Source organism: Burkholderia sp. AU33423 (assembly GCF_002223135.1).
GTDB lineage: Bacteria > Pseudomonadota > Gammaproteobacteria > Burkholderiales > Burkholderiaceae > Burkholderia > Burkholderia lata_D.
Genome location: NZ_NKFH01000007.1, coordinates 2,181,861 through 2,196,651, shown reverse-complemented (window position 1 = coordinate 2,196,651; position 14,791 = coordinate 2,181,861). Strand labels below are relative to the sequence as shown.

The following is a 14,791-nucleotide window of genomic DNA, read 5'->3' as shown; positions in this document are numbered from 1 at the left end:
CGTATGACCCAATTTCGGAGCCGCGGTTTTCAAGGCAGAAATGTAAGCTTGGCAACTGACTTTGAGGTGGTTATGAAATCCCCCATCCGACAAGGCGACAAACTCGAACACGGCGGCGAAGTCACCGGTGGCTCACCATGGACGACATTCATGGGTATGCCGCTTGCCCGCAAGGGCGATGAGGCGACTTGCAATCTGCATGGCCAGACCGTCATCGACGAAGGTGCCAACAAGTTTCCCGATCGCGACAACAAGCCATTCGCGCTGGACGGCCATCGCTGCGCGTGCGGTTGTCGGTTGATCGCGTCGCTGCCGAACGTCCACTTCGAATAATGCCCGTCGACCTCTCACAGGCGGGGCTCCCGAGCACCTATCCGAGCCGCCCGCGCTTCTGGCCGTGGTGGTTCTGCGTCTGGTTGGCCTGCGCGGTGCTCGGAGCGGCGACCACTCTGCTGATTTGGCCAAAGGGTGAGCGGGCTGGCGGCCCGTGGTTCTGGTTCTGCGTCTTCGGTATCCCGAACGGCTTCTTCGGCTTTCTGTTCGCGATCGAGCGCGTTCGCTATGAGGCCATGTGGTACCAGGCATACCACCGCAACCTCCATCGTGACCGATGGCTGGCGGAGCGCATCCGTGTCGCGCAGCAGCCGCTTCGGGTGCTGGGCGTCGGCTATTGCTTGCCCTTGAACGACCAGACGCTTGCACAGGCGATCGATGCGGGGGTGCGTTTGCCGCGACAGCAGCAGCCCCGTTTGGGCGCGGGTGTCGTTGAGCATTGCCGCTTTGACGACCCGTTGGAACTATCCGACGAAGCCGACGAAGCGGACGTGGCCGACCCGACCGAGGAGAGCGACGCCGTAGCGGATACGCCTCCAAAGCGACCCGTTACCCAGCTCACACTCAGGATCGCCGAAGCGCTCGAACCGCTTGCTGCGAGCCTCCACGTGCTCACGCACTACGAAGCCGCCCACTGGCCAAAAGTGCGCGTACTGGCTGAACCCGGCGAAGAAGCCTTGCGTGAGGACGAGGTGCGCGATGCGCTGCAATTGGTTGGTCTGCCGCCTCTCACTGTGCTGCCCATACCCGCTTCGGACGGATTGCTGTTGGCGGACGCGTGGCTCGACGCCCGCGAGGCATGTCCGCTGCTCGTGATCGCAACGGCATGGCACGAGGAGCGGCCACCGACCGGCAGCACGGAGGGATGCGTCGCGATGCTGCTCGACGCCGGCTTTTACGCTCTACCCGAAGGTGTACACGCGATGGCGACCCTGCATCGCCCCGTCGAGGGCAACGCCGACGAAATCGAATACGGTTTCGCGAATGCCGTGATCTGGGGCAGGGCAGATGTCGCTGCTGTGACGCGTGCCTGGGTCACGCGTGCCGTCAAGCGTTGCAATCAGGGGCTGCGGATCGCAAACCTGGAGGCGCTTGCGAACAGCGAGGCCCAATGTGACCTCGCCTACATCGTGGGCGATTTTGGTAGTGCGAGCGGATGGCTGTCCGTCGTAGCCGCTACCGAATGTGGTGCTGCGGATGCGCCACAACTGATCATCGATGGCGTGCAGTCCGCCGTCATTCATGTGCTTCCCGGTCCACGCGGGAAGGATTCTTCATTGCCTGGACACGCTCAGCATGACCGATCCGAAACTGACCTTGCGATCACTTGACGCAGCACCTGCTGCAGCGTCTGCGCCCTCCGGACGCCTCGCACTCTGGGGCGTGGTTGTCGCCGCGCTGATTGTCGCGGCATGCGCAATTGGCCTCGTATGGAGCCGGGGCGACCTGTTCGATCTCGCACCCGGTGTAGCACGTATGCAAGTAGTGATCGTCATCGTCATCGCGCTGATCGTCTTCGTCGCCATACATCTCTGCCTGTTTTTTATCGGTGCGTACACCATTGCTGGACAGACGTTTCGCAGGGATATCGGCGACGCGACGAAGGCGCAGAAGCCGTTGAAATTCGACGCCCGTCTGCAACGCGTGGCCGAGGAACTACGCGCCTCGCGGGGCAGGCTCTGGCGATACCGATCACCGTGGCTGATGGTGAGCGGCGCTGATACATTGATCGACCAGGTCGCGCCGGGCCTGAAGCGAGCGGGCGCGATACCCGTCGGCAACGCGATTCTCGTGCACGTGGCACCGGACGGCATCGAGGCTGGCGCATGGCGCCGACAAATCCGTAAGCTGCGGCGCCGGCGGCCGGTCGACAGCATTGTGCAGGTTACGCATTCCGACGATCGCGATACCGAACTGCCGCGCGCACTTGCCGCGCTTGTGACCGATATCGGCTGCGCCGCGCCTGTCACGCTCCTGCACGCAGTGCCCACACAGGGCGATCGACCCGAAATGTTCGAGGCGATCGGTGCATTTCCCGGGCTGGCGTACAAGGGGGGGCAGCCGGCGCCGGCATTACGCGATCAGCTTGCGGAGATCGAGCGTGGAACGGCGGATGCAGGCGTTCGCCTGTGTACAGCGCCCATACGCATCACCTGCCTAGCCGAAATCTCACAATACATCGGGAAGCAGCACGAAGATATCGTCGCCGGCTGGCAAACGCTCCTTGGTTCACCCTGGCTGCGCACGCCGCTGGCGGGCGTGATGTTCGCCCCCGTATTTGCGATAACGGCGGCAATGCCGACGCCAGTGCCGGTCACCGTGGACGGGAGCGCGACAGTTCCGAACGTCCCGATCGAGCTCCCGCCGCAACCGGCCGCTCTGCTGCCAGCATGGCACGCAATCGCCAGTCGGAGGCGCATTGGCCGGCGCGTGGGATTCTACTGGCCGAACGCGCTGGCGATGTGCTTGATCGTTGCGGCCATCGCGTGGTGCGCATGGATGTCCGTGTCGTTCATCGCCAACCAGCGGCTCATGCGAGATGCGCGGGCAGCAGCGAGCGCGGCGGTCGATGCGCGGCCGCAGACGGCCGCCGCGTGGCGCGCGCAACTGGCGCTGCAACAGGTGATGGAAACGCTCGAATACCGGCAGCAGCATGGCGTACCGTGGTACCTGAGGGCGGGTTTGTCGCGTAATGACGATATCCTTGACGGTCTCTGGCAACCGTATCGGGTTGCTGCGACGCGCAACCTGCAGACGCCTGTCGTGCAAACGATCGGCAAGCTGTTGCAGGCTGCGGATCAGGCGCGGGCCGACAGCCTTCAATCGCAGGACACGCGGGGCAGTACCTACAACGCGCTCAAGACCTACCTGATGCTCGGCGATCCGTCGCGGGCAGATTCGGCGTTTCTGAAGCGCTTGCTCGTAGCCCTCTGGCCGCGCCCCGTGGAGATGCCGCTGGGTGAGCGTGACGATACCGGCCAACGGCTCGCAGGGTTTTACGCCGATCACCTGAAAGCGCATCCCGAGTGGCGAATTGCGACGGACGATCGCATCGTGACAGCGACTCGCAACATGCTGGTCACGCAGATTGGGCTCGCGTCGGCTGACGACACGGTGTACCAACGCATCCTCGACGACGTCAGAAACAAATACGCCGACGTGTCGCTCGAAACGCTCCTGAATGGCGCCGATGCGCGAGGGATGTTCCTGGCTTCGCAGACCGTGCCCGGGATTTACACGCGCGCGGCGTGGGACGGCATGATTGCTGCGGCGATCGACAAGGCTTCCGGCGAGCGCCAGCTCAGCAGCGATTGGGTGCTGACGGGCAAGCAGCCGCAGCATGCAATCGATATCCCGCTCGCGCACGGTACGATCCAGACCAGGACGGTCGTGGATGAGAAATGCGCAGCCGAGGAACTGAAGCACCGATTGACGGCACGCTATTTTGGTGAGTACACGGCTGCATGGCAGCGCATGCTCAACAGTATGCAGTGGCAACCGACGTCCAATCTTAGTGGCGCGATAGAACAGCTTTCTCGACTGGCGGATGCGCAGACTTCGCCGTTGATCGCATTGATGAAATCCGTGCAGTATCAGGCGCAGGCGGGGCGGCCGTCGCAGGCGCTGGCCGATACGCTGGTGAGAAAGGCACAAAATCTGATCGGGACGGACGAGGATGCGTCGACCGTCGTCTATCCGCTCGACAAGCCGTTTGGACCACTGCTGGTGCTGATGGGCGACACGAACGAGTCACCTGCCGCTGCAAACGGGAAGGGCAGCGCACCAGCCAACATCGCGCTGAACGGCGTGAGCCTGTCGCGTTACCTGACGGCGGTCACGATGATGCGGCTGAAGCTCCAACAGATCGCGAGCAGTCCTGACGCGCAGGCAATGGCGCGCACGCTCGCGCAGGCAGTGTTCCAAGGCAAGTTGTCGGAATTGTCCCAGGCACGCGATGACGCGGCACTCACTGCCGCAAGTCTAGGTACGGCATGGGCAGGGTTCGGCGATGCGATGTTTGCGCAGCCGCTCGAGGCCGCATGGCAGACGATCCTGCAACCGGCCGCAGCTAGTCTGAATGACGCGTGGCGAGCCAGTGTTGCCGCGCCGTTCAACGCGGCGATGAACGGCCGCTATCCATTCTTCGATACGCAGGCCGATGCGTCCTTCGCGGAGCTTGGCCGCTATGTGCGGCCCGATACCGGATTGATTTCGCGTTTCGTCACGACACAGCTGGCTGGCGTGATGAAACTCGAGGGCGACCATTGGGCGCCAAACGAGCTGGCACCGCAGGCATTGCAGTTCGACCCGAAATTCCTGAGCGCCGTCCGGCAATTGTCGACGGTTGGCGCGCAGCTCTACCTGCAGGGCGACGCGGGGGAGAAATTCGAAATGATGGCGCTGCCGACACCGAAAGTGACCCGCTCGGAACTGTCGGTCGACGGCAAGCAGATCGTCTATTTCAATCAGCAGGAGCGCTGGACGCCACTGGCGTGGCCCGGCAACGGCCTGAACGGGCACGCGGGGCTCACATGGCAGACGCTCGACGCTGGTCTGCGACAGGCATTCGATTCGACAGGAGATTGGGCATTCCTACGGCTGCTGAGCAAGGCTGACATCAAGCAGCTCGATAGCACGCGCTATCGGCTCACGTGGAATACCGGGAACGATGAGCCGCTGTCGTACGTATTGCGAACGCAGATCGGTGCAGGGCCGGTCGACCTGCTGAAACTACGTGGATTCCGCATACCTGATCGAATTTTCGTCGTCGGCAAGGCGAGCGCCGCTTCGAAGATGTCGCTCCTGCCACCGCTGCCACCGGATCTCCAACCATGAGTGAAGAAAAAAACGAACCGACGATGCCTGAAGGGGGCGGTTTCGGTGAGGACGACGAGCCGTACCTGCGCTACTTCGATGCGGAGATGCGTTACCTGCGCGAAGCGGGGAGGGAATTTGCGAAATCCCAGCCGCATGTCGCGCGCCGTGTGGGGATGTCGATGCTCGGCGCGCGCCGCGACAGCGTGGAGCAGACTTACGAGGGTTTCGCGTTCCTCACGAGCCGGCTGCGAATGAAGCTCGACGACGCGCTACCGGAAATCACCGATCCGCTGGTTGATCACCTGTGGCCACATGCCGGCCGCACGATTCCGTCGCTGGCAATCCTCGAGTGTATGCCGCGCACCGGCGAGGCGCGGATTCTCGATACATTGCCGCCGGGGTTGCAGGTACGTTCGACACCGGTTGGACGGGGCGGAACGATATGTGTCTATCGAACCACTCAGGCAATACGTCTGCTGGCGCTCAACGTGCGCGAGGCAGGCGTGCGCATGCGCGAGGACGGTCGTACGGTGATCCGACTCGCGTTTGACCTCCTGCACCGCGAGCAGCGGTTGCTGGACGACCTGTCGCGTATCCGTCTATACCTGCATGGGGACCGACCGACTGCATCGGCGCTGTACGGAGCGTTCACGCGCCAAGTCGAGTCGATCGGCGTGCGCATGCCGCGCATACTCGATGGTCAACTGCAACCACGGCCGGCAATGTCTATCGAGGCGGCTGGTTTTGGCACGCAGGCGCGACTATGGCCGATCGATCTCGATGTACGCGACGCCAATCTCGACCGTGAGCAGACGATGCTCGAATATTTCGCGTTCCCCGAGAAGTTTCACTTCGTCGACTTGTGCGGTTTCGACGCGGCCAGTGTGCCACCGGGCGAAACGCGTCTTGAATTCGATATCGTGATCCGGGATCGGATACCTGGTGACGTCACGTTCGGCGCGGACAACATCCGGCTATTCTGCACGCCGGTGATCAATCTGTTCGAACTGGATGCGCAGGCAATCCGACCCAACGTCCACGACCGCGACTATCCCGTGTGCGCCCCGGCGTCAGCGGGCGAGCACGTCGAGCCCTACGACGTACTGTCGGTAGTGGCAAACGATCCACGCACCGCCAGGCAATACACCTATCAGTCGATCAAGGAATTCCGGCACCGGGGCGGGATGGTCCGATACGAGTCGCCGGATCGGTATTACCACTCATCGGTTCGGCAGGGCGTGACGGGCCGGCGCGAGATGGTCGTGACGTTGGGCGGGCATCTCTGGGACGAACCCGGCAGCTTGCCCGATGCGTACGTAACGGTTCGGGTGTTGGCAAACAACGGGCGCTTGCCGCGGATGGCGCTGCGTGAATCGATGATCAACACGCCTGCTTCGAATTTCAATGGTGTCGAACGCGTGCGCAATCTGACGGCCCCGACGATGCCGCTGTATCCCCCGCGCGGCGGGGACTATCACTGGCAGGTGATTTCTCACTTCAATGGTGCCGGCGCGACCGAGCTGAACATGATGGACGCGAACGTGCTGCGTGGCGCACTGTCGTTGTACGACTGGACGCGACAGGACGATAACCGGCGACGTATCGAGGCGATTCATTACGTCTGGCTTGACGAGGAAACGGAACTGGCAGGCGCGCGTGTCGACCGCATCGTGAATGTGAACGTGGGAATCGAGCCGGCGGGTTTCGCCGGGCCGGGCGACGTTGCACTGTTCGGGGACGTACTCAGCCGCTTCGTAGGCCGCTACGCGAGTTTCCATTTTGCGGTGCGGCTCGTTCTGTATGAAGGCGTGGGTGGTCCGATCCGGCGCTATCCATGCTCGATCAAAACGGGAGATTGGTTGTGACACCACGAACATATCGGATGATGCGAAGCGTTCGTTTGGCGAGTGCCGTTGCGCTGACGGTGGCGTCGTTGGCCGGCTGTGGCACGTTGCAATCGGTGAAGGAGACGACTGCCGACGTGACGCGAGCGATTTTCGTCGCGAAGATCAAGCAGATGAATCTCGTGATCGAGAGCCGTTCCGCACTCAACCAGACCGACCAAGGAGAGTCGCTACCGGTTGTGATGCGCGTCTACCAGTTAAAGGATGCGAAGGGTTTCGAGAACGCAGCTTACGTCCAGTTGCTTGATGACGACAAAGCGCTACTGAGCGCCGATCTGCTCGGCAGTCAGGAGGTCACGCTTGCGCCTGGCGCCACCGTGAGGCTGTCTGCGCCATTGGCGGAGGATGCGCGAATCGTTGGCATTGCAGGGTTCTTTCGTGATCACGGCGGTGCCGAGTGGCAACTGACGATTCCGAAGTCGCAGTGGAAAAAGACGGATCCCGTCAGGCTGGTCGTGACGGGCAACCGGATGGAACTGGTGCCCTGAACGAGTTATCGAGAAGATTGTTGGAGTCACTCATTCAATGTTATGGATTGCAGTTGTTGATTCAGGTTGCAAACCCGACGGTGTCGAGCGCTGACGCCGATGCCTGAATGGCGATGAGTCGTCACTCCGGCAAATCCCGCTGGTTGGTGTCCTGTCCGCCACCGCCGGAATTGAGATGCTCGATCTTCTCCATCCGCTGCCTTGCCATCTCCGGCAGCTGGTTCGTCACACCGATCACGAGCGCTTCGGCGAGCGCGAGCGCGGGCACGTTGGTCTGCAGCATCGCGAACGGCTGCCCCCGGATCCGCAGCACGATCTCGGCAAATTCGCCGATCGGTGAGTGCCATTCGTCCGTGATCAGCAGCACGCGTGTGCCAAGTTGGTGAGCGGCCTGCGCGAACCGGATGCTGTCCCGCTGATAACGACGGAAATCGAAAATAACGAGCACGTCACCGGGCCCCATGTCCGCCAACGCGACCGACGCGAGATTCACATTCGGTTCGACATACTGAACATGGGGCCGCGCGTAGGTCAGCGTAAACGAAAACAGCGACGCGAGCGGCGCGGTGTAACGCCCGCCGCCGCAAAAGACACGCACATCCGGATTGGCCAGCAGCGCCACCGCGGCGTCGAACGCCGCCGCATCGAGCCCTTCGATCGTGGTCGCCAGCGACTCGGACAGCCGCTGGAAAATTGCCGAATGACTGTCGCGCATGCCCGCGGGTGAGTGGAACGCATCCATCCGCGCGAGCGGCGAATTCATCGCCGTGTCGATCTCGCCGTACAGCGCCTGCTGGAACGACGAGTAATTCGGAAACCCGATTCGGACGACGAAGCGAAACACGGTCGGATCGCTCACTTCCGCCTGTTTGGCGAAGCTCGCAATCGGCCCGAGCCCGAGGCTCGGGTAGCGGTCCAGCAACGCCTGCGCGACCTTCTGTTCCGACGGCGTGAAGCTATCCATCTGGGATAGCAGCAACGCCCTGATGCTCGTCCCCATCGGGCACTCCAACTCTCGTATCTGAATAACAAACGGCAGACGGGTGTCTGCCGGCGACTCCACGCATGTTAGCCGATCGACGTCAGGCAGGCCGTGCACGCTCCGAAATTAGAGGGACGCATCGCACGGTGGACCGGCTCACTCACCATTGTAATGAAACAAACATTGGCAAATGACCCATTCGATGGATATTCGTTCTTTATTCAGTGATAACCCTAGGTTTTGACGCAAAAAAGTGAGTGCTATGATCGCGGCCTCGCTGGAATGTATTGTTTATTACATGATCGATTGGCGCGTCGGCACACCCCGATGCGGCGTCGCGTTCCGGCATGCCACGGTTTTATTTGTCTGGAGGATCCCGTCATGAGGCGGCTCGTAGTACTCACCCTGTTGTCGGCCATGAGCGTGTGCGCGTTCGCCGCATCGGACCCCGCGGTCGAAGCGAAGAACGGCATGGTCGTGTCGTCGCAGCACTTCGCGTCGCAAATCGGCGTCGACATCCTGAAGGAAGGCGGCAACGCGGTGGACGCCGCAGTGGCGGTCGGCTACGCGCAGGCCGTGACCAATCCGTGCTGCGGCAACATCGGCGGCGGCGGTTTCATGACCGTCCACCTGGCCGACGGCCGCGACCGCTTCATCAATTTCCGCGAAACCGCGCCGGCTGCGGCTTCCGCGAACATGTATCTCGATGCGAAGGGCAACGTCATTCCGGACGACAGCCTGTACGGCTATCGCGCGGTCGGCGTGCCGGGCACGGTCGCGGGCCTCGATCTCGCACAGCGCAAGTACGGCAAGCTGACGCGCAAGCAGGTCATGGCGCCGGCGATCCGGCTCGCGCGCGACGGCTTCGTGCTGACGCGTGGCGATACGGACATCCTCGACACGACGATCGACCGCTTCAAGAAGGACCCGGATGCGGCCCGCATCTTCCTGCGGCCGGACGGCTCGCCGCTGCAGCCGGGCGATCGCCTGGTGCAGAAGGACCTGGCGCGCACGCTTGAACGTATCGCGGAGCAGGGCCCCGACGCGTTCTATCACGGCGAGATCCCGAAGATCGTCGAGGCGGCGGCCAAGAAGGGCGGCGGCCTGATCACGGCGGCCGATTTCGCGTCGTACCGTGCGCAGGACATAGCGCCGCTGACGTGCACGTATCGCGGCTACGAGTTCGTGTCGGCGCCGCCGCCGAGCTCGGGTGGCGTGACGATGTGCGAGACGCTGAACATCCTCGAAGGGTATGACATGCGCAAGCTTGGCTACCATTCGGCCGCGGCGGTGCACTACATGACCGAAGCGATGCGCCATGCATACGAAGATCGCAACACGCTGCTCGGCGACCCGAACTTCATCGACAACCCGGTCGCGAAGCTGACGAGCAAGGAATACGCGGCGCAGATCCGCAAGAGCATCCATTCGGATACGGCGACGCCGTCGGTCGACGTGCAGCCGGGCGTCGGCGTGCACGAGAAGCCGGAGACGACGCATTACTCGATCATCGACAAGGACGGCAACGCGGTGTCGACGACCTATACGGTCAACGGCCGCTTCGGCGCCGTGGTCATCGCGCCGGGCACGGGCTTCTTCCTGAACGACGAGATGGACGACTTCACCGTGAAGGTCGGCGCGCAGAACCTGTTCGGTCTCGTGCAGGGCACGCGCAACTCGATCGCGCCGGGCAAGCGTCCGCTGTCGTCGATGGCGCCGACCATCGTGAAGAAGGACGGCAAGGTGTTCATGGTGGTCGGCTCGCCGGGCGGCTCGCGCATCATCACGATCACGCTGCAGACGGTGCTGAACGTGATCGACTACGGGATGACGCCGCAGGACGCGGTCACCGCGCCGCGCATCCACCACCAGTGGCTGCCCGACGAGGTCTATTACGAAACCTACGGCCTGTCGCCCGACACGCTCGCGATCCTGCGCAACATGGGCTACAAGATGGTCGAGCAGACGCCGTGGGGCGCCGCCGAGCTGATCATGGTCGGCCTGCCAGGCACCGAAGCGGCGAGCCGCCAGAGTTCCGGGAACGATTCGTCCGTGTCGGGCAACGTGCGGGTCGGCTTCATCTACGGCTACAACGACCCGCGCCGTCCGGCCGGCTCGGCAATCGGTTACTGACCTGAACCGACCTGATCGCTTCAGCTGAATCGCTGCCCCGCAACGGCGTTCGCCTCCGCGCGAATGCCGTCGCGACGGCAGCACGTCGGTTCGCGGAGATCCGCGAGCCTGACCGGCGCAGGCACCCGTGCCCGATACACCGGGCACGACCGGCTCGCCACGCGCGCGCCCCGGCACGGCACGGGAGCGCGCCTTTTATCCGTCAACTTCTTCCCGTGCGTCCAATTCCGATATGAACAAACGAATGTCCGCGGCAGGCTGGATCCTGCTCGCGATGGCGGCCGGCATCCTGATCGGCTACATGATCTATACGCAGCTGCCGGACAAACAGTCGGCGGCGGAAATCGCCGGCTACATCTCGCTGGTGTCCGACGTGTTCCTGCGGCTGATCAAGATGGTGATCGGCCCGCTGGTGTTCTCGACGCTGGTCGTCGGCATCGCGCACATGGGCGACGCGTCGTCGGTGGGCCGCGTGTTCGTGAAGGCGCTCGGCTGGTTCTTCACCGCGTCGCTGATCTCGCTGCTGCTCGGCCTGCTGATGGCGAACCTGCTGCGCCCCGGTGAAAATCTCGGGCTGCCGCTGCCGGATATCGGCGCATCCGCGCATCTCGCGACGTCCAAGTTCACGCTGAAGGATTTCGTCGGCCACATGGTGCCGAAGTCGATCGCCGAGGCGATGGCGAACAACGAGATCCTGCAGATCGTCGTGTTCTCGATGTTCTTCGGCGTGGCGCTCGCGTCGCTCGGCGAACGCGGCAAGATCCTCGTCGCGGCGATCGACCAGCTCGCGCACGTGATGCTGAAGATCACCTGCTACGTGATGAAGCTTGCGCCGCTCGCGGTGCTGGCGGCGATGGCGTCGACCGTCGCGATCAACGGCCTGTCGATCCTGCTGAAGTTCGCGGTGTTCATGGGCGACTTCTACCTGAGCCTGTTCCTGCTATGGGGCACGCTGGTCGTGGCCGGCCTGTTGTTCCTCGGCCGCCGTGTGTTCAAGCTGCTGGCGCTGATCAAGGAAGCGTTCATGCTGTCGTTCGCGACCGCGAGTTCGGAAGCCGCGTATCCGAAGATTCTCGATGCGCTCGACCGTTTCGGCGTGCGCCGCAAGATCTCGAGCTTCGTGATGCCGATGGGGTATTCGTTCAACCTCGACGGCTCGATGATGTACTGCACGTTCGCGTCGCTGTTCATCGCGCAGGCCTATGGCATACACCTGTCGCTCGGCACGCAGGTCACGATGCTGCTGATCCTGATGCTGACGTCGAAAGGCATGGCCGGCGTGCCGCGCGCGTCGCTCGTCGTGATCGCCGCGACGCTGCACCAGTTCAACATCCCGGAAGCCGGGCTGCTGCTGATTCTCGGCGTCGATACGTTCCTCGACATGGGCCGTTCGGCCACGAACGCGGTGGGCAACTCGATCGCCAGCGCGGTGGTCGCGAAATGGGAAGGCGAGCTGATGCCGGAAGCAGAAGCCGAAGCGAATGCGGCGCGGCTGGATGCGGAAGCCGAAGCACGCATGAACGAGGCGGTTCGCGATACGGATCGCGTCACCTCTGGCTGAAGCGGAGCCTCGGGTCGAATCCCGGGCTTTCAGGCCGCCTCGGCGGGGCGAGCCGCGTCGATGCACGCGGCCAGCACCATCGCGGCGGCGTTGCCCGGCGTCGAGCCGAGCAATTGCGGCGCGTAGACGCTGTCGCCGATCTCGATCGGCTGCCCCGACAGCGCGCACACGCCGCGCTTGCGCGTGGTGAACAGCCGCCACTTCTGATAACCGTAGTGCCCGGTGCACGCGTCGCGCCATGAAATCATCACGGTGTCGGCCGTGGGCCGCTCGAGCACGCTGATGGACGGCTTGCTCGTTGCGTCCCACGACGGCAGCCGGTCGCGCGTGACGCTGCGTCGCCGCGGCACGCCCCACGAGACGGACGGCATGTCGAAGCTGCTGATCGCGGCGACGGTCATGAGCCAGGGCGCTAAACGGTTGTTCATGTCAGTTTTCCTCGAAACGTTATGCAACACCGCCACGCGCGGTATCACGAGAGCCGGATGCGCGGCTGCACGCAGCCGTTGATCCGTTCGGCGATCCACAGCAGGGTCGCCTTGGAGAAGCCGTGCAGCGCCTGCTGGTGCCGCCGGTAGAGCATCAGGTGGCTGAACTGCGCGAAACGCCCCTGGATGAAGCCGCCGCGAAAGAACCCGAACTGCCCGAGCGTGCCGAACGCGTCGTAGTCGCTGATCGACACGAGCGCGCCGAAATCGTGGAACGCGAACGGCGGAATCGGCGTGCCGTCGAGCCATGCGGGCAGGTGCTTCGCGAGATGCTCGGCCTGCTGCGTCGCGACTTGCGCGGTGGGCGGCAGCGGCCGTTCCTGGCCGTCGGGCAGCAGGCTCGCGCAGTCGCCGATCGCGAACACGTGCTCGTCGCCCGTGGCCTGCAGCGTCGGCCCGACGACGATCTGGTTCGCGCGATTCGTGTCGAGCCCGCCGAGTGCCTGCATGAAATCGGGCGCCTTCACACCGGCCGCCCACACCATCAGGTCCGCTTCCGCAAACGAACCGTCGCCGTAGTGAAAGCCGTTTGCGTCGGCCGACGTGACGCGGGTGGACGTCAGCACATGAAAGCCGATCTGTTCGAGCCGCCGCTGCGCCGATGCGGAAATCCGCGGCGGAAACGCGGCGAGGATGCGCGGGCCGCTCTCGAGCAGCGTGAGCTGCAGCCGCTCGCGCACCGTCGCGTCGCCGTACGCCTGTGCCACTTCCAGCAAGCGGCTCAGCTCCGCCGCGAGTTCCACGCCGGTCGCGCCCGCGCCGACGATCGCGACGCGGAACGGCTCGTCGCGCGCGATGCTGCGAAATACGCGCACCCGCAACGCCTCGTTGAAGGTCTCGGCCTGCTTCTGGCTGTCGATGAAATAGCAGTGCTCGCGCACGCCCGGCACGCCGAAATCGTTGGCCTGGCTGCCGAGCGCGAGGATCAGCACGTCGTATTCGAGTTCGCGCGCCTCGAGCACGAGTTCGCCGTCCTGCGAGCGGATCTCGCCGAGCTGCACGCGGCGGCGCGCGCGATCGAGCCCCGTCAGTTCGCCGGGCTGGTACGAATAGCCATGATCACGCGCATGGGCGAGGAAGATCACCTGCTGCTGCTGCACGTCGCGCGTACCGGCCGCGATCGTGTGCAGCATCGGCTTCCAGATGTGGGTCGGGCTGCGGTCGACGACGGTCACCTGGGCGCGCCCGGACCGGCCGAGGCGTTCGCCCAGGCGGGTGGCGAGCTGCAGTCCGGCGATCCCGCCGCCGACGATGACGATGCGTATAGGGGTTGTCATGAATAAATCATCACGTGATGAATAATGTATGATCCTAGCGCTTCCCGGCTTCGCGTGTCAACGGAGCGGGGCAGGTCACCCGGTGTTCGGCGTCGCTCGAGCGGGGCCGGAACAGGGGTATTCGAATCATTCAAGGAGAGCAGGGAAGACGTGGCTGAAGTCACTGAGCGCGCGCCGGCCAAGCGGCGTATGCGAGGGCGGCCGCTGGCCGGGGCGTCCGTGGGGCCGGACGTGATATTGCGGGCCGCGCGCCGCACGTTTGCGAAGCGCGGCTACGACGCCACGAGCGTGCGCGAAGTCGCGCGCGAGCTGGGCGTCGACGCGGCGCTGATCGCACACCATTTCGGTACCAAGGAAACGTTGTGGCTGGCGGTCGTCGAGCAGATCGCCGAACTGGCCGAGCCGATGTTCGACGCGCTGCGCGCGTTGCGCACGTCGTCGCTGCCGCAACGCGACCGTGTACGGCGCGCGATCGAGCTGTGTGTCGACCACGAGTTCGACGAGCCCGACCTGGGCATGTTCTTCTCGACGGCGGCGACCGAGGTGGGCGGGCGGCTCGACCGGCTGCAGGCGCGGCTCGTGCGTCCGTATTACGACGTGATGTTCCCGCTGCTGTCGGAGGCGGTAGAGGCCGGTGTGATTCGCCCGGTCGAGCCGACGGTGCTGTTCTTCATGATCGCGAGCGCGATCGGCACAACTGTGTCATACAGTCACATGATGCTGGAGTACACGTCGCTGCCCACGCGGCAGGACGCGTTCCGGCAGGCCGTGGTGGACATTGCGTTCAACGTCGTCGGCGGCTGAGCA

The 14,791-nt window shown here is 63.8% G+C and carries 11 protein-coding genes; 8 read left to right on the top strand and 3 right to left on the bottom strand.

The window, feature by feature from the left end; translation table 11 throughout:
* Positions 1 to 72: 72 nt before the first annotated feature.
* Genes CFB50_RS28470 through tssJ form a run of 5 tightly spaced genes read left to right on the top strand, consistent with a single transcriptional unit; the run spans position 73 to position 7,543 of the window.
* Positions 73 to 333 carry a PAAR domain-containing protein gene (locus CFB50_RS28470; protein ID WP_089448034.1) on the top strand — a complete coding sequence of 87 codons (261 nt, stop codon included), beginning with the start codon at positions 73 to 75 and terminating at the stop codon, positions 331 to 333.
* The gene (locus CFB50_RS28465) at positions 333 to 1,664 is read left to right on the top strand and encodes a hypothetical protein (protein WP_089448033.1); all 1,332 of its coding nucleotides are present in this window, start codon (positions 333 to 335) and stop codon (positions 1,662 to 1,664) included. Before CFB50_RS28470 ends, CFB50_RS28465 begins: the two co-directional genes overlap by 1 nt.
* On the top strand, positions 1,630 to 5,169 hold the full coding sequence (locus CFB50_RS28460) for an ImcF-related family protein (protein WP_089448032.1): 3,540 nt from the start codon (positions 1,630 to 1,632) through the stop codon (positions 5,167 to 5,169). The genes CFB50_RS28465 and CFB50_RS28460 overlap by 35 nt, the downstream gene beginning before the upstream one ends.
* Positions 5,166 to 7,016: a type VI secretion system baseplate subunit TssF gene (tssF, locus tag CFB50_RS28455; protein ID WP_089448031.1), complete on the top strand. Its 1,851-nt coding sequence runs from the start codon at positions 5,166 to 5,168 to the stop codon at positions 7,014 to 7,016. The genes CFB50_RS28460 and tssF overlap by 4 nt, the downstream gene beginning before the upstream one ends.
* Positions 6,986 to 7,543, top strand: a complete 558-nt coding sequence (tssJ, locus tag CFB50_RS28450; protein WP_256979336.1) for a type VI secretion system lipoprotein TssJ — start codon at positions 6,986 to 6,988, stop codon at positions 7,541 to 7,543. Before tssF ends, tssJ begins: the two co-directional genes overlap by 31 nt.
* 121 nt (positions 7,544 to 7,664) lie before the next feature.
* Here the strand turns inward: tssJ and CFB50_RS28445 are convergent, their stop codons facing one another.
* Entirely contained in the window at positions 7,665 to 8,543 is an 879-nt protein-coding gene (locus CFB50_RS28445; RefSeq protein WP_089448029.1) for a MurR/RpiR family transcriptional regulator, read from the bottom strand.
* Between the two features lie 363 nt (positions 8,544 to 8,906).
* Between CFB50_RS28445 and ggt the strand changes: the two genes are divergently transcribed.
* Positions 8,907 to 10,658: a gamma-glutamyltransferase gene (gene ggt, locus CFB50_RS28440; protein ID WP_089448028.1), complete on the top strand. Its 1,752-nt coding sequence runs from the start codon at positions 8,907 to 8,909 to the stop codon at positions 10,656 to 10,658.
* 232 nt (positions 10,659 to 10,890) lie between these two features.
* On the top strand, positions 10,891 to 12,219 hold the full coding sequence (locus tag CFB50_RS28435) for a dicarboxylate/amino acid:cation symporter (RefSeq protein ID WP_089448027.1): 1,329 nt from the start codon (positions 10,891 to 10,893) through the stop codon (positions 12,217 to 12,219).
* A gap of 29 nt (positions 12,220 to 12,248) precedes the next feature.
* On the opposite strand, the gene CFB50_RS28430 is transcribed toward CFB50_RS28435, so the two are convergent.
* A complete protein-coding gene (locus tag CFB50_RS28430) occupies positions 12,249 to 12,647 on the bottom strand; it encodes a DUF3331 domain-containing protein (protein ID WP_089448026.1) in 399 nt (132 codons plus the stop codon).
* 44 nt (positions 12,648 to 12,691) lie between these two features.
* On the bottom strand, positions 12,692 to 13,984 hold the full coding sequence (locus CFB50_RS28425; RefSeq protein ID WP_089448025.1) for an NAD(P)/FAD-dependent oxidoreductase: 1,293 nt from the start codon (positions 13,982 to 13,984) through the stop codon (positions 12,692 to 12,694).
* 150 nt (positions 13,985 to 14,134) lie between these two features.
* Between CFB50_RS28425 and CFB50_RS28420 the strand changes: the two genes are divergently transcribed.
* Positions 14,135 to 14,788 (top strand): TetR/AcrR family transcriptional regulator, encoded by a 654-nt coding sequence (locus CFB50_RS28420; RefSeq protein WP_089448024.1) that lies wholly within the window; start codon positions 14,135 to 14,137, stop codon positions 14,786 to 14,788.
* Positions 14,789 to 14,791 lie beyond the last annotated feature (3 nt).